Below are 15,607 nucleotides of genomic sequence, written 5' to 3'. Positions count from 1 at the left end.
ATTAAATAGCTTTATGATTCAGCTTGTTTTTGGCCTTTCCTTTTTCGTTTTGTTGGAATAGGCGCACGCTTACCTTGATTCTCTGGACTTGCGGCTTTTGCGTTTACAACTTCATATATGATCGCGTTTATGTCCTCATTCTCAAGATGAATCGTGTCCATTTTGTATTTCCATTTGTATGGCACCGGCACCGCGTTGACCTCATTAAAGTATTGATAGATCCGCTCCTTCAACATATCCTTGGAGTCTACACGGATTCCTGACAGCATTTGGCGTGTCATTTTGCTGAAAAATCCTTCCACCATGTTCAGCCATGATCTATGAGTTGGGGTAAATACAAACTCAAATCGGTTGTGTATCCCATTCAGATATTCCTGGGTCTCCCTGGAGGTATGGGCGGAATGGTTGTCCAATATAAGACGGATTTTGTCCCCTTTGGGGTATTTTTCATCCAGGAGTTTTAAAAATGACACAAAATCACTGCTTTTATGCGTTTCACTCACCAGCGGAACCGCTTCTCCTGTAAGTAGGTCAATGGCCGCCAGCAAGGACAATGTCCCTAAACGCTTATATTCGTAGTCCCTCATAACTGTAGACAAATTTTCTCCCTCCGGGACAGGCGGCCTGTCTTCTGAAGTGGTTGCGATTGCCTGAATCCCTGGCTTTTCATCATAAGATAATGTATGGACAGCTGTCTCTCCCTCCGCAAATGGGATAAAATTGCCAGTTTTGTCAAAACAGAGTTCCAATTGCTTATAGATAACAAGGACATCATGCATTTTTTTGTCAAAGTCAGGATCCGGTTTTTCACAGTAATAGGTAATCTTATGGGGATTGAGCTGTGCCTCCCGGAGAATCTTTCTTATACTGCTTACGGACGCTGTCGCCATACGCGGATATCCCTGGGCTTGGGCAACGGAATTTACATACTTTGTCAGGCTGGCAGGATACCATAGTTCGGCGGCAAGGCCAAAAGCGGTTGGTTTTTGGCAGGCAATATTTACTACCCAGGCTTTGGAATCATCAAATATTTCCGCTTTTCGTCCCCGCCCGTGGGAATCTTCCAGAGCTGCCGCTACCCCGGATTCCATAAATTTTTGCAGGCAGAGGCGAACCGTAGGAACTGTGATGTCCAGTTTCTCCGCAATAAACTCATTGGAAAGCCTCTGGGATTTTAAGAGAAGTATTTTTGCTCTTTTATAAACTCTGGCCTGAACCGTTCCTTTTTGAGTGACTGATGTCAGATATCGCAACTCGTCATCAGTAAGCGAAATTGAATTTGCGTTTTTAGGCATAAGTTCTTTCCTCCGGATTTGGTATAAATAAGAGTATACCATAAAAGAGGAATAACATAAAGTTATTTAAAAACATTTATACTAGAAATAAAATAGCGCTCCAAGATCACAAAGTAAATTATGAATATTACGGTGCGGCGGAGCCGCCAGTCCGGAGTGGCGAGAGCCACCTGTCCGGACTAACGGAGCCCCCTGCTTTTGTTACTTAGCTTGTGCCGGATCCAGGCCATATACTTTTCTCATTGAGAGATCTTTGGTCGGATCGATGCTTTCAATATCGATTTTGTATGAATCGTAGGGTATACGATCCATGATGGCATCTGCAAGTGTACTTTCACCGCTGCAGATCTGCTGATACCATTCGTTCTCACGGAACTGAGAGCAAAAGATCGTAGAGGATTTTTGCGCCTCTTATGTATCAGTTCAAACAGGTTTCTGGCTTCAGCTTCAGTCAGTTTCAGCAGCAGCCATTCATCCAAAATCAGTAATGCTGGCTTGGTGTATTTTTTCAGAACAGCACCAAATGTGCTGTTATCCCTGGCCGCCTGTAAGTCCAGTAATAAATCCGGGAGGCGCACATACTTTACTGAATAATAATGCTTGCAGGCTTCCATGCCAAAGGCACAGGCAATGTAAGTTTTGCCGCTTCCGGTTGCTCCGGTAATAAAGATGTTCCGGTATTCTGTGATGTATTCACAGGTTGCCAGTCTGCTGATAAGTGCTTTATTCAGCTTGCGTCCGGACTGATAGTCGATTGCTGCAATACTGGCATCGCGCTGTTCCAGTTCTGCTGAACGAATCAGCCTTTTCAGACGGTTATTCTTTCGGCTGCTGTATTCAACATCGACCAGCATACCGAAACGGTCTTCAAAAGGAACATCCTTCATGCTGCTGTCATCCATCTGGATACGAAATGCATCTGCCATAGAAGTAAGACGCATTTCAATAAGTTTGTCGAGTGTACTTTGATTTGTCATGATTTTTTACCTCCATAGTATCTGGCTCCTCTGGTAATGCCATGCGGTTTTGCTTCTGCCTTAGATGCAGCGGTATCATCTGCTGTGAGATCAGGTTCGCCCTTCATGGTAGCAAGCAGGTTATTTATACTTTTATAGCTGGGCTTTCCAGAATAGGCAAGTGCCTTTGTGCATGCCTGTTCCAGTTTTGCCGGCGAATACTTTTCAGCCAACCTTAACAGTCCCATACAGCTTCTGTAGGACTGCTGTTCAACCCTGCCGGAGGTAAGGATTCCATCGACAACCTTACTTGTGTATCTGGTGATCCTGCGGTATATGTTCCGTAATAGTAGAATACTGACCGCTTCGGCCATAGAGCCTGCGGTGGGAGGCGATCCTATTGTGATTATGAAAAATTTCAATCGTTGTATCTGTTATACGCACATCGACCTTATTTTTGATATACTGATAAGGCACGGAGTAGAACATCTTCTCTACTGCGATGTGATAGCTGAACTGCACGGTGGCTTGTTTCCACTCGGCAAGTTCAAAGGGTGTAGCAGGCAGCGGAGCCAGTAATGGCATTTCTTCCCCAAGAAATAAACTCAGCCTGCTGCATTCCTTTTTCTGGAACTTACGAGCGTTATAGGCATCCAGTTTTTCTCTGATTGCAACATTTAGCTCTGACAAAGAGAAAAACTGTTCATTTCGAAGGGCTGCTGTGATCCATGTGGATATTTTTCCAACAGATCCTTCAACATTTGGTTTATCCTTGGGTTTCCGGACTCTCGCCGGAACAATGGCAAGATTATAATGCTCCGCCATCTCGTGGTATGTGGTATTCAAAGCAGTTGTATACCAATCGCTTTTTGTATGATTCACTGCAGTTGTGCAGTTATCTGAGACAAGCATTGGTGTAACGCCGCCGAAAAACTCAAACATCTGGATATGTGCTTTGATCCAGTTGTTTGTCTTTTCATCCATGTATGCTTTTACAAACGCATACTGACTGTAGGTCAGAACTCCTACGAAAACCCATGCATCCGTTATCTCACCGGTATCCGGATCAATGATGTGGGCAGGATCTCCCGCCCAGTCAACTTCGATCTGTTCACCAGGTTTCCGCTGGATATGCATGGTTGCTCTGCGTTTTTCCTCATCCTTTTGGATGTAATGGCAGAACTGGGAATACATGAGTGGTTCTTCGCCGTTCATACGGCATTCCTCACAGTATTCCACCCAGAGGAGCTTTTTGTTGACTCCGTTCCGTAACAATTCTTTACGGATGTAGTCAAAGTCAGGAATCCGTCGATTGGTGGCTGACTTATCCTTAGGAAACAAAAGTTCCTCAAGAGCCCTGTCGGTCATGTCAAAATCCAATGGCCAGGAAAGATTAATTTCCACAGCCTTTTTGGTGACTTTAGCGACAGTATTTCGAGACACGCCGCAACTATGGGCGATGTTCCGGTCACTGAATCCCAGGCTTTTTAAGCGAAGGATTTCACGATACTGGGTCATAATGGTGACCTCCTTTATCTGTATTCACACCAAAGTGTGTATCTACAGTATAAAGGAAACTATATGTAACAGAGCCAAAAGTGGCTCTGAATTACCGGAATCTGTGGCTCCCATTCTCCGGAACGGCGGCTCTCAAAGTCCGCACAGGTGGCTCAAAGAGCCCCGGAATAATTAGTAAATTAGTCAGTGAACAAAATAAAGTAGTAAATTTTGCTGGTAATTTAATTACTTGTGGTTATGCTATTCTTATGAAATATCCAGATTCTTCGTTTGAGGCATTGGAAGAAGATGGTAGTAAATTATATGCTTAATACATCGAAGAAACTTTAAATTATGGCTCTTTTTATTATTGTTGGTTCAGTGCATATGGGGATTGGGTGAAACTCAAGAGAATACAATGACAAATATATATCGAATTTAATAAGTGATGGATGCCCATTTGAATAATCATATAGCGTATATTTATGTGTTTTATGGAAGGGTGAGAGATGAAATTTCCTGTTTAAAGAGAGAGAATGATAATGAATTTGTTCAGAAGACAGAGGACGCCTAAAAATGTTATTATAAGTATAAAAACAGTATCTTCTATACTGAAAATAGTATTAGTGCTGGATATCAATTAATGAGGACGCATGAGATATTTGTACAGGAAACATTGAATGTGATAGGCTCATTTTGAGGTAATTATGGAAAGAATAGTGGCAATTACAGTAACCTATAATCGGACAGGCACATTATTTAGATGTTTGGAGTCTTTACGTGAGCAGACGGTACCTGTTTATAAAATACTGGTTATAGATAATAATAGTGGACTTATAGAGAAAGAAACCCTTAGACAATATGCAGATAAATATGACTGTATCGATGTTCTTTGGCTTTCAGAAAATACCGGTGGAGCAGGTGGGTTTGAGGCAGGAATGAAAGCCGCTAGGGATTGTTATGATGCAGATTGGTATTGGATTATGGATGATGATGCATATCCATGCCCCGACTGTCTGGAGCAACTGCTTAATTGTCAGAAGAAGTTTCCAAATGTAGGAGGAATGTGCCCCCTTATTTACGGAATTGATTTGAGGGAGTATCAGTTTTACCACCACAAGAGGTTGGAAGGATGGATGCTAAATGAAAGGCAGATTGTGCATAAGTATGAAGAGTTAGAGGATGTTGTTCAGGTAGATGCCAATGCATTTGTAGGTCCATTGTTTTCACGGAAAGCAGTGGAGACGGTAGGGATTGCTGACGGCAGTTTGTTTATTTATGGAGATGATACTGAATATACATATCGTGTTTCCAGAAAATTTGGGGTATATGTGGTTAGAGGCGCGATAATAGAACACCAGGATCCGCCCCTGTGTAATAATTATATGGCGCCGGATGCATGGTGGAAGGAGTATTATTCAATTCGTAATAAATATTTTTTGATTCGTGAATTTAAAAATAATGTAATAATTAGGATGATAGCATATTCTATTATGACATTAAAGATATTTAAGCTAATGATTGCAGCAGCGATTAAGCCCAAGTATAAAGGATATCATAAAGTCCGTCTGAAGATTTTAAATATGGCTGTTGTGGATGGTTTGAAAAACCGTCGGGGAAAGACGCTGGATCCAGTGCAATACAGAGAGTGGATAAGTAAAAAGGACCCTATGGGCGTTTAAACGTAAGTAAGTAATAATCCGTATCTTGACAAAATAAGAAATCCCCCAGCACTTACCGGGGGAGGATCTGTCTTTTACTTTTTAAGTTTGCTGCGGCAATCATCAGGCAGATTGGAGGACCATGGGAGAAGAGAGTATGAAAGTTTTTCTGTAAATAGCTATTAAGCATTAGGTCTTCTATGATAAAATCTATTATCATAAGGAGGCCTATTATTATGGCAAGAAGAGAAAAACAGCCCGTACACAAAGTAGTCATGACGGAGGGGAAAAGGAACATCGTCCATCAGCTCCTGGAAGAGTATGACATCCAGACTGCGGAGGATATCCAGGAAGCCCTCAAAGACCTGCTGGGGAGCACCCTGAAGGAGATGATGGAAGCGGAGATGGATGAGCATCTCGGCTATGGGAGGTCAGAACGGTCGGATTCGGATGATTACCGCAATGGCTACAAGCCCAAGCGGATCAACAGCAGCTTCGGGAGCATGGACATCCAGGTGCCCCAGGACAGGAAGTCCACGTTTGAACCCCAGGTGGTAAGAAAGCGCCAGAAGGACATTTCCGGCATTGACCAGAAGATCATATCCATGTATGCAAAAGGCATGACAACCCGCCAAATCTCGGATACCTTGATGGACATTTATGGTTTTGAGGCTTCGGAAGGGTTCATCTCGGACGTGACGGACAAGATACTGCCGCAGATTGAAGACTGGCAGAACCGCCCGCTGGAGGAAGTCTATCCCGTGGTCTACATCGACGCAATCCATTATTCCGTGCGGGAGGACGGGGTAATCCGCAAGCTTGCCGCCTATGTCATCCTCGGCCTTACGCTGGAAGGTAAAAAGGAAGTCCTGAGCATACAGATCGGGGAGAATGAAAGCTCCAAGTACTGGCTCTGCGTTCTGAACGAGTTGAAGAACCGCGGTGTGAAGGATATCCTCATTCTCTGCTCGGACGGGCTCACGGGCATTAAGGAAGCCATAACGGCGGCATTCCCGAAGACGGAGCAGCAGCGCTGCATCGTACATATGGTACGGAACACGCTGAAATACGTCTCCGACAAGGACCGGAAAGCATTTGCCACGGACCTGAAAACCATCTACCATGCCGCAAACGAGGAAAAGGCGCTGGAGGCGCTGGAGAAGGTGACGGAAAAGTGGACGCCAAAGTACCCCAACTCAATGAAACGCTGGCATGACAACTGGGATGTGGTATCCCCCATCTTCAAGTTTTCCATGGAGGTCAGGAAGGTGATCTATACTACCAACGCGATCGAGAGCCTCAACTCTACCTACCGGAAGCTCAACCGCCAGCGGAGCGTGTTCCCGGGCAGCACGGCGCTCTTAAAGGCTCTGTACCTGGCCACGTTCGAGGCGACGAAGAAGTGGACCATGCCCATCCGCAACTGGGGGCAGGTCTATGGGGAACTGTCCATTATGTACGAAGGCAGACTGCCGGAATAAGAGCGCACAGGCATAGGTGTACACCTATCCGGAAAGGAGCTTTCCATGTATGGATTTTCAAAATACGATGCTCAGGACAGGTACGACAGCTATAATACTGTACAGGTGAAGTTAAAACTGAATATGAAGACAGATGCAGATATCCTGGCCTGGGTCAGACAGCACAAATATGGCAGGGACACTTCCGTCCAAGGGGCCATCAAGGCCCTGATACGGGAAGACATCGCCAGAGGCCAGGCCGATGGGACACAAGGTTAATCCCTCTGCATTTTACATTCGTTGGCTGTCTGCAGCTCTGACAGGGATTCCATGATAGACAGGTAATCGATCCCCTCCACAACAGTCCCTGTGCCAGGGTCAAACAGTTCATCGTCTGCGGTGGCTTTCGGGTCATAGGATTTCAGTTCACTGTCATACCAGCTATAGATATCACTGTATAAGTCGGCTGCATGATCCAGCAGGGACTGCAGTCCATTGATCTTTGCCCTGATATCTTCAGGTACAAAGGGATCGTCTGTTTTTAGCTTCATGGCACACCTCCTGATGTTTTCCTGTAAGAAGTGTACCATAATTTGATGGGATTTTCCAATACATCTTGACAGAATCCAAAAGCATCCGTATAGTAAAGGTAGGTGGTCACGACATCCACCTACCTTTCTCATTAACTTATCATAGAAGATCTCAATTTACAGACTTTTTTTCATACTCTCTGGGAGAAGCTCCAGCATTTCTTCCTTTGCCGGAAACGCACCGAGATCTTTTATCTTTTCCATCACATATGTGAGATAGTTGTATGGCTTCAGTCCATTCAGAAGCGCAGTTTCTGTGATGCTGTACACAGTCGCACTGGCCTGTGCCCCGCGGATGCTTTTGGCAAACAGCCAGTTGCGTCTCCCTATGGCAAAATTTTTCAGTGCCCGCTCTGCAGCTAGATTGTCAATACTCAGATGGCCATCTTCCAGATACCTTTTCAGATAGGTTTCCTGGTTCAGCGTATACAGGACCGCCTCTCCGATCTTAGAAGATCTGTCCACAGCATCCTCCAGGGTATGAAGCCACTCAAAGAAAGCCTCTAAAAGCGGCTTTGCCTGCTTTTGACGCTCTTCATACCTTTCTTCCGGTGACTTGTCACGGATCATCTCTTCGATCTTATAGAACATCCCGATCCGTGCCATTGCCTGATATGCGGTTGTTTCCTTCAGCTGCTCTTTGGTAAAGTCCTTTTTCAAAACGGTCAGGGATTCATCAAATCTGCGCCTCGCATGGGCCATGCATCCTGTCACGGCGATCCTTTCCGGAAGGCTGTGGTATGCCTGGTATCCATCGCAGGTGAAATATCCCTGGAACTGATCCCTGCAGACGGCCACTTTCTGCGGCCATCAGGGCCGCATTTCCCGGCCAGTCAGGGCCATATTAAACGGTCAGTTTTGAGGATCAGCAGAGCAGAGAGTATCCTACCCTGCTGATCAGCATTGATAGTTGTCTCAGAAGGCTATGCTTTCTCAATGAATACAGTAAATCCTGTAGTCAGCCGGCGTCTGATTCCATCAAGCTTGCCGTAGCATTCCTTTTCGTCACTCAGCTGGTTCCCCCACTCATCTGGAGAATACTGACAGCTGAAGAGGGTGGAGGTACCAAGGTCATCCCGAAGTTTTATGAGATGGTACAGGATCTTGATCCCTTCCTCCGAATACCGGCTGATGGCGAAGTCATCAATGAACAGAAGCTGGATCCGTGCATAGTACTTAATCCTTTTACGGTACTTGCTCAGATCTTCCTGACGGTTGAGGACAATCAGTTCATCCAGCAGATCGCTGTAGTCTACAAACTTACAGCGGTAATTGCGCCGACATGCTTCTACACAACAGGCAGACAGAAAGTAGGACTTGCCTGCGCCAGTCACTCCATAGATCCCGACGTTTTGCCGGTTCTCAGCAAAGTGGAATTTCAGAACCTGATCAACAGTGACATCATTATAGATACGCCCGTTACCGGTTTTCAGGTTCTCGGCTGCAGCGCCTTTGTTGACCAGACTGCTGAGCCGCAGATTTGTTTCAAATCGCTTATTGATGGTTTCTATGTACTGAGGTTCCAGAACCTCACGGATGAACTGTAAAGCGGTATAGTTGCCGAATTCAGGACCCTTGGACAGTTCTGTAAAGCGCTGGGCAGCCACTGGCAGTGAAAGTGTGTCCAACATCTCATAGATATCATTAGTCTCAGTCTTCATTATCGGCCTCCGTTTCCTGACGCTTCAGCAGGTTCCTAAGGGAATACTTGCTGTCATCATCTTTGTAAGTGCCGGAAATGGTTGTTGCAGCGTCTTCTTTGCGTTTGCTCTGTGGTGACGGATTCTGCAGTGGCTCCTTGTGATAGGCAGAGACCGTATTGCAGATATAGGAATAGTTGCATTTTCCAGCCAAAACTGCGTCTTTACAGCAGCGTTCCAGGGCTTCTGGTGAGTATTTTTCCGCATACTGCAGAATACCAAAGCAGCTTCGGAATGCCTGCACCGGATAAGCGTATTTTCGGATGACTGCATCAATCAAAGCGCGGGTGCTGGGGCCGATGGCAGACGCTTTTTGCTGGAAATAAGGTACATTCCAATAACCATAGTCTTTGTATTCGGCTGGCATATCCGTCGGAATAATCACCCAGGCCTTCGGTGATAGCTGCGCTTATGCGTCCGGATGAGGTCGCCGTGTTTGTTATAAACATAGATTTCTTTTTCACCTGCCTGGATTTTAAGTTCCTGTCGCAGATATTTTCGGGGCATGCTATAATGGACCTTGTCGAAGGTGAAGGAGAAATCCTGTGCTACTTTAACCGTCTTACGTTCAAGGTATTCAAAGCGGTTGGTCGGAAGGGGCAGAAGGGTCTCCTTCTCTTCTGTTTCAAAGAGATCATACCGGGAGTAGGTGAGCCCTTGAAAGGGTCTTCTGTTCTCGGCTGCCACCTTTTCCATCAGAACGCGGTTTAAGTCATCCAGTGAATAAAAAACCATATCCTCCATGTCTACGAGGATATGCATGGTAACGATCTTTACGTGGCCTTCCACGACTGGCTTCCAGCGGGGCGATTTTACTTTGGCCGGAGTTAAAACCGTATCGTTGTGTTCTGCCCATGCCTGGAAATCTTTATTTAGGACAGGGCTGATCCAGTCCTTGTTCCGGGCAACCGCTACTTTACAGTTGTCCGGAGTGACAGTCGGGGTCACGCCGCCAAAATAGGCCAGCGCATTATTGTTCACCCGGATCCAGTTCCGGATATCGCATTCGGTCATGCCTTCGGCGTAAAAGTAATCACTGTAGGTAAGGGCAGCGATAAAGACCGTGACCTTTGTGGTCTCTTCCGGGTTCCGCCGATTGTGCAGGTAAAGTTGCTTTCCTGCATAGTCCAGTTCGAGGTTGACACCGGGGTAACGCTGGATGTGAAAGGTCAGCTGTTTGGAATCAGCCCATTCGCTGTAACGTCTGCAGTACTGCCGATAACTCATAGGCTTCTTTCCGTCTACAATACCTATGGCATTGTATTTTTGCCACAGATGTTTCAGTGTTTCCCCTTTGCGGGCCAGGGCCTTATAGACCGCTTCCTTGTCAAAATCCCGGTAGAGAAGCTGCTCCGCCGATACACCAGGCTTTTTATAAAGCAAGCTCTCGATGTATTCGTTTGTGACATCCGCCGGCAGCGGATACGAGAGTTCCTGACTTTCCCTGAAACGCTTCAGGAACTCGTTAACAGATGTTTTGCCGCAGTCGCCACAGCTTTCGGCGATCTCGCGGCTACTGAGATGATTTACAAAGTGAAGTCTCAGTACCTTTTTGTAGTCCATAGTTGAACCTCCAGTCATAATATTTCCCCTTGAGAAGGAGATGCTTATATTATAACTGGAAATTTCGGCCGTTTAATGCGTCTCTGGCTGGCCGCCATTTAAGTCACAAGCTGGCCGCCGAATATGGCATAGGTGGCCGTTTGGGCTGGCAATCTGCAATCCCCAAGGAATTCCACCGGATGATATCCGGCTCGGGTTCTTTCGTATTGGAAGAGGACCATCCGGGGTGAGCCGCTGTATTCATCAGTGAGATAGACCCACATCCAGTTCTGGGCGGAACCTTTCTGTTCCGGCTCATCGATCACCTGAACACGGGTTTCATCCCCATGAGCGTATCGGCTCCGGAGGAATTCTTCCTTCATCAGTTCATAAAGCGGCTGCAGATACCGGTCCGCACACTGGATGATCCAATTCGCCATGGTCTTTGTGGAAAGGTTCAGGTCGTAACGGGCGAATTCCCGTTCCTGACGCGCAAGGGGCATGCCGCCCACATACTTTGCGTTCATGATGCCTGCCACCAGGGATGGTGTTGCCACACTGCCTTTGAGAAGGGAAGGCGCCTTTTCCGGACGTTTCATCGCCCCGCATTTCGGGCAGCTGTAAACATAGGTGACCTCCTCCGCCACTTCAAACCGTGCAGGGACAAACTTCAGGCGCTTCACCGTCTCTTTTGTCACGACTTTATATTTGGTATTGCAGTCCGGACAGTTTCGGTCCGCGCCGGTCAGCTTATACTCAATTACTTCCGTTGTCTCAAAGGCGGAAAGATCTTCCTCCTTTTTGCCGGAACGTTTCTTTCTTTTATAGGAAGACGGATGGATCTCCTCCATTTCCGGCTCCGGCGCATCAGGATCTGCTTCCTGCTCTGCCTCGTTAAAAAGGTTCAGCTGCGTATAGCCATCCGCATATTTTTCGCTGGATGGGCCAAACTGTTTCCGCTGCGCAAGAGTCAGACGGTCAGAAAGCATCGCGTTCAGGAATTCCAGTTCCTTTGTTTTTTCTTCGAGGATCTGGATCTTTGTTTCCTGTTTCTGATAATGCTCCTGCATGGTTTTCATCAGGGAGATGATATCCTCCCTGCTCATCTTGTATATTAGGAAAGTCCTTACTGAAAACGAGTTATGTAAACCGATAACACTGCTAAATCAGGACATAGAAAATAGACGGTGATTAAAAAAGATTGATATAGAATCCTTCTTCTAACCCATCATCGTCAAGGTCATCATCTTCAGTTAAAAAGTAATGCATATCCAATAAATCGGAATCGGTCATATTTCTGACCAGCTTGGGTGTCATTCCTTCTGGAGGATTTTTGATGTATTTTTGTCTGAGTTCATCCACATATCTTTGATTCATTTGCAACCGCCTCCCATCTGTAATAAATGTAGTATGAAGCAGATGGGAGAGAAAGTCAAGCAGAGCGGGACCGGGGATAAAGGCCATGCCTTATCCTTGTCCTTTTGTATAATTCATCCAGAGGAACCCGTTCATGTTTATGGTACAGCTCTAGAAAGACCATTTCATGTCTGCAGTTTGGGCATTGCAGGGGGTCGTACCCCATGGTAAGAAGGAAAAGCTTACGCCAGGTGTTGAAATCGAGGAGAATCCTGTGTTTGGATTTTGGGACTGCTTTATGGAGCTGATTGTCAATCTCCCGGTGTCTGGCATAAAGCCCATAGTACCGGGTCATCTTGAAGTTTTTTTCAGGTATATGCAGAATGAGCAGCTTAATGAAATCAATGGCGGGAAGAGTCTTTTTTACAAAAGAGTTGTCTTCATGCTTATTGTAATGGAAAGTCACCATCTCCCCATCGTAGGAATCAATCCTGGAAAGAGCAATGACAGGGCGGCCAAGATAACGGCTGACATATTTAATAATGGATTTTGGGTCGCAAAGATTGGGCTTGGCATAAACGTAGAATCCATTTCTGTCCCTATGGTAAACGGCGGCTTTCATCTTTTTAAAAGAGGGACCGATGCGTTTTTCCAGTTTATTTAACAAAACAGTCTGAAAGGATTTACGGAGGTAGGAATAATTGAAATATGTGACCTTGCGCCAGACACCATCATCAGAAAACCCGCCTTCGGTAAGGAGACAGTGGATGTGTGGATTCCAACCGAGAGGGCGACCGAAGGTATGAAGGACACAGATAAACCCAGGGACAAAGTTTTTGGATTTGTTCAGGGAGAAAAAATATTCTTTGATGACATCAGAAACAGCCTCGAAAAGGCAGTTAAGCAGAGTGCGGTCTTCGAGGAAAAAGCGGCGGAGGGATTCGTCAATGGTGAAGACGAGATGGCGATGGGTACACTGTATTATAACTCGATTTAAATAAGCTTACAATTTAAGCATTGGTAGTAATCTGATTTCTTGGCTTACGTGTCCGTGCTTTGGGCGCACGTTTCCCTTGGTTTTCAGGATAATAATGTAAACTTATTAAAATCGAGTTATAGTATTAATTTAAAAGACATAGCGGCAGACCTGTCATTGGAATACTTAGCGCCGCAGGAGGGGCAAAACTTGGAGTGGCAGCGGAAAGGAACGAACTTGAGGTTACCGCAATGGGGACAGCCATACATGGCGCCACCATAAGAAGGATCCCCGCAGTTAATGACCTTATCAATGTTTTCCATGACGACAGGTCTGGGTTTTATATCGTATTCAATGATTTCGTAATAGTCTCTGAGCATCTTCTGAATCACATTCATGAGATTATTATGGAATAAAATGACGCAAAAAACAAGCCCTAATTCCCCTCATGAATGAGGGGCTAGGGGAGTTGAGGTGCCGAAGGCACTTTCTTGAGTTGTTCCTCTGTAAAAAGCGGATCCATAACACAGCCTCAACTTTCTGAAATCTCTACCAGAAAGTATACCAGAAAAAGCATTCCGTTCCTATAGGAAACTGCATTCCGGGACGGAGGAAAATCCGCCCAAAACAAAGTGATTTTCGGCTTTTTGCGAATTGACAGGATCCGGGCTCATATGACGATCTTCGTGTGACGTTCTTCAAATGCGCCGCTGGGGTTCAGGGATAAACCATCGCACAACCAATGGATCTCTTTCAGCGTAACTTTCTGCAGTTCATCCGGTGTGTCAGGCCAATGGAAGGAATCGCGGTCCAGCCGTTTCATCAGGATCCAAAACCCTGACCCGTCCCACTGAAGGATCTTGATCAATGTGCGCCTGCGATTGCAGAACGCGAACATACAGCGGGAGTACGGATCGAGATGGAATTTCAGTTTGATGATGGCCGCTAAACCAGTGTAGCTCTTCCGGAGGTCCGTGTAGCCACATGCCAGATAGACCGTAGTACTTCCGGAAAAATCAAGCATAGTTCTTTAAGGCCTGAAGAAGGGCAGTCAACAGTCTGGCTGGACAGTCCGCAGCAACTTCAATCCGGATATTTTCCGGGAGACAGATCATCACAGGAGGTTTTCCTGTACCTGCTGTACTGAAATGGAGTCATGTTCGATCAGAAGCACTTTCTGTCTCAGCGGGTTCTGACTGGAGCTTTCGGATCCAGTAACCCAGTGTAGACTGTGGGATTCCATTCTGCTGACACCATTCTTTGCGGGATAAACCGCTTTCCTGAAAAGCATGGATCCGGTCTGCCCAAAGGTCAGCCTTTGAGGTTGCATTGTCATTCGTATTTATTGGTATCACCTCCATCATTTGAACTTATCTTATCAAATGTGGATGGAAATTTGCAGATACTGATTATTACCTACTTACGTTTAAACGCTCATAGGGTCAATTAATTTCCCGAATAAATCAGCACTTCTTTTCAGGCTGTAATGAGATTGAAATAATTGTAGAGAGGAAAGCCGCATATCATAACGCTGCTTTTCATCAAGATGATAGTAATCAAGTATGCTTTTTTCAAAAGCGTCTATAGTATCTGCAATATATGAGTTGTTGCCATGTTGTATAACATAGCCTTCAAATGCATGGCTTGTTCCTACTACTGGCAGGGCATAGGACATGGCTTCAGCAACTTTGACTTTCATGCCAGCGCCGTCAAAGATAGGGGCAATGTATAATTCGGCATTATAAAAATATGGTGCCATATCTGCTGGTGTATTCACTATTGTAATTGAAGGTATTTTCTTTACAAAGTCTAAAAACTCAGGAGTTGGATGTGATCCAGCAACACAAAGTTCCTTTGGAATCGATAATCGGCTGTATACATTTTCTATAAACCATAATATTCCTTCAAAATTAGAACCATACCACAGTGAACCGGTTATCAGCATGCGCAATGGATGTGGGGCCTGATTTTGGTTATTAAATGAGGGCAAGTATATTTTTTTGGGCGGAATGCACACCGGAATAACAGTTATTTTCTCAGATGGAATATGGTATAATTGGCACAAACGATTTTTGTCTTTTTCTGTCAGGGCAATTAAATGATTGGCCTGATTGACAATCAACTGCTCACGGGGCTTGGAAAAGCAGGCATCAATTAAATTAAACACATTTCGGTTATGACGGTAATTGTTTTGAGAATAATCATATTCTACATTGTGTACACGAACGAACAAAGGCGTATTTCTTATTCGTTTAAGGACATAATGTAATTTAGTAAAATCCATTATAACTGCATCATATGCAGAAAAATCAATACTCAGTTTAAGCCATGACCGATAGCGACGGTTTGTATTCATGAACAGTGTATCAAATATCCTTAGCAATATGTTATTACTGGGGATTAAGTAGTAAGTTCTATCATAAAGCCAGGCCAGGGATTCATCTGCAATTTCAGGACCGATGTAGTCCACGGAGTAATTATTGTCCACGAGTGATAATAAGGTCTGCTTGACACCAATTCCTCCTCCGGACGTTGAGGAGGGCGGTTCAGGGGTAATCTGTAACAGTTTCATAG

Annotated in this window: 13 protein-coding genes and 4 pseudogenes; 3 read left to right on the top strand and 14 right to left on the bottom strand. The window is 45.3% G+C overall.

What is annotated here, in order from left to right:
- Window positions 1-11: 11 nt before the first annotated feature.
- The 3 genes and pseudogenes from LA360_RS15455 to istA (LA360_RS15445) all read right to left on the bottom strand — a co-directional run bounded on the left by LA360_RS15455 (window position 12) and on the right by istA (LA360_RS15445) (window position 3,769).
- Window positions 12-1,295, bottom strand: coding sequence for an IS630 family transposase (locus LA360_RS15455; RefSeq protein ID WP_112482212.1), 1,284 nt, complete (start codon window positions 1,293-1,295; stop codon window positions 12-14).
- 201 nt (window positions 1,296-1,496) lie between these two features.
- Window positions 1,497-2,272 (bottom strand): annotated as a pseudogene (istB, locus tag LA360_RS15450) (IS21-like element helper ATPase IstB).
- A pseudogene (gene istA / locus LA360_RS15445) lies at window positions 2,269-3,769 on the bottom strand (IS21 family transposase). Before istA (LA360_RS15445) ends, istB begins: the two co-directional pseudogenes overlap by 4 nt.
- Window positions 3,770-4,455: 686 nt before the next feature.
- Between istA (LA360_RS15445) and LA360_RS15440 the strand changes: the two are divergent.
- The 3 genes from LA360_RS15440 (at window position 4,456) to LA360_RS15430 (ending at window position 7,148) form a co-directional block, all read left to right on the top strand.
- Window positions 4,456-5,430: a glycosyltransferase gene (locus LA360_RS15440; RefSeq protein WP_112482210.1), complete on the top strand. Its 975-nt coding sequence runs from the start codon at window positions 4,456-4,458 to the stop codon at window positions 5,428-5,430.
- 254 nt (window positions 5,431-5,684) lie between these two features.
- Window positions 5,685-6,890 (top strand): IS256 family transposase, encoded by a 1,206-nt coding sequence (locus tag LA360_RS15435; protein WP_173876956.1) that lies wholly within the window; start codon window positions 5,685-5,687, stop codon window positions 6,888-6,890.
- 45 nt (window positions 6,891-6,935) lie between these two features.
- Window positions 6,936-7,148 (top strand): hypothetical protein, encoded by a 213-nt coding sequence (locus LA360_RS15430; protein WP_002583243.1) that lies wholly within the window; start codon window positions 6,936-6,938, stop codon window positions 7,146-7,148.
- Here the strand turns inward: LA360_RS15430 and LA360_RS15425 are convergent.
- The 11 genes and pseudogenes from LA360_RS15425 to LA360_RS15370 all read right to left on the bottom strand — a co-directional run bounded on the left by LA360_RS15425 (window position 7,145) and on the right by LA360_RS15370 (window position 15,605).
- Window positions 7,145-7,420, bottom strand: coding sequence for a hypothetical protein (locus LA360_RS15425; protein WP_002583244.1), 276 nt, complete (start codon window positions 7,418-7,420; stop codon window positions 7,145-7,147). The genes LA360_RS15430 and LA360_RS15425 overlap by 4 nt on opposite strands.
- 156 nt (window positions 7,421-7,576) lie before the next feature.
- Window positions 7,577-8,242: pseudogene (tnpC, locus tag LA360_RS15420) on the bottom strand (IS66 family transposase); the annotation flags it as partial.
- A 140-nt stretch (window positions 8,243-8,382) separates the two neighbouring features.
- Window positions 8,383-9,120: an ATP-binding protein gene (locus LA360_RS15415; protein ID WP_112482208.1), complete on the bottom strand. Its 738-nt coding sequence runs from the start codon at window positions 9,118-9,120 to the stop codon at window positions 8,383-8,385.
- Window positions 9,110-9,526, bottom strand: a complete 417-nt coding sequence (locus LA360_RS15410; protein ID WP_146774947.1) for a hypothetical protein — start codon at window positions 9,524-9,526, stop codon at window positions 9,110-9,112. Before LA360_RS15410 ends, LA360_RS15415 begins: the two co-directional genes overlap by 11 nt.
- Before the next feature lie 14 nt (window positions 9,527-9,540).
- A complete protein-coding gene (gene istA / locus LA360_RS15405) occupies window positions 9,541-10,722 on the bottom strand; it encodes an IS21 family transposase (protein ID WP_160116342.1) in 1,182 nt (393 codons plus the stop codon).
- 98 nt (window positions 10,723-10,820) lie between these two features.
- The gene (locus LA360_RS15400; protein WP_225537554.1) at window positions 10,821-11,807 is read right to left on the bottom strand and encodes an IS66 family transposase; all 987 of its coding nucleotides are present in this window, start codon (window positions 11,805-11,807) and stop codon (window positions 10,821-10,823) included.
- An 85-nt stretch (window positions 11,808-11,892) separates the two neighbouring features.
- Entirely contained in the window at window positions 11,893-12,078 is a 186-nt protein-coding gene (locus LA360_RS15395) for a hypothetical protein (RefSeq protein ID WP_225532691.1), read from the bottom strand.
- A gap of 55 nt (window positions 12,079-12,133) precedes the next feature.
- A pseudogene (locus LA360_RS32155) lies at window positions 12,134-13,377 on the bottom strand (IS91 family transposase).
- A gap of 326 nt (window positions 13,378-13,703) precedes the next feature.
- A complete protein-coding gene (gene tnpB, locus LA360_RS15375; protein ID WP_112482195.1) occupies window positions 13,704-14,057 on the bottom strand; it encodes an IS66 family insertion sequence element accessory protein TnpB in 354 nt (117 codons plus the stop codon).
- A gap of 130 nt (window positions 14,058-14,187) precedes the next feature.
- Window positions 14,188-14,394 (bottom strand): IS66 family insertion sequence element accessory protein TnpA, encoded by a 207-nt coding sequence (tnpA, locus tag LA360_RS31935; RefSeq protein WP_416822205.1) that lies wholly within the window; start codon window positions 14,392-14,394, stop codon window positions 14,188-14,190.
- A 65-nt stretch (window positions 14,395-14,459) separates the two neighbouring features.
- Entirely contained in the window at window positions 14,460-15,605 is a 1,146-nt protein-coding gene (locus LA360_RS15370) for a glycosyltransferase family 4 protein (RefSeq protein WP_160116341.1), read from the bottom strand.
- Window positions 15,606-15,607 lie beyond the last annotated feature (2 nt).

It is taken from the genome of Enterocloster clostridioformis, assembly GCF_020297485.1.
Classification (GTDB): domain Bacteria; phylum Bacillota; class Clostridia; order Lachnospirales; family Lachnospiraceae; genus Enterocloster; species Enterocloster clostridioformis.
The sequence above is the reverse complement of the archived record's forward strand: the minus strand, read 5'-3'. Positions and strand labels throughout refer to the sequence as shown.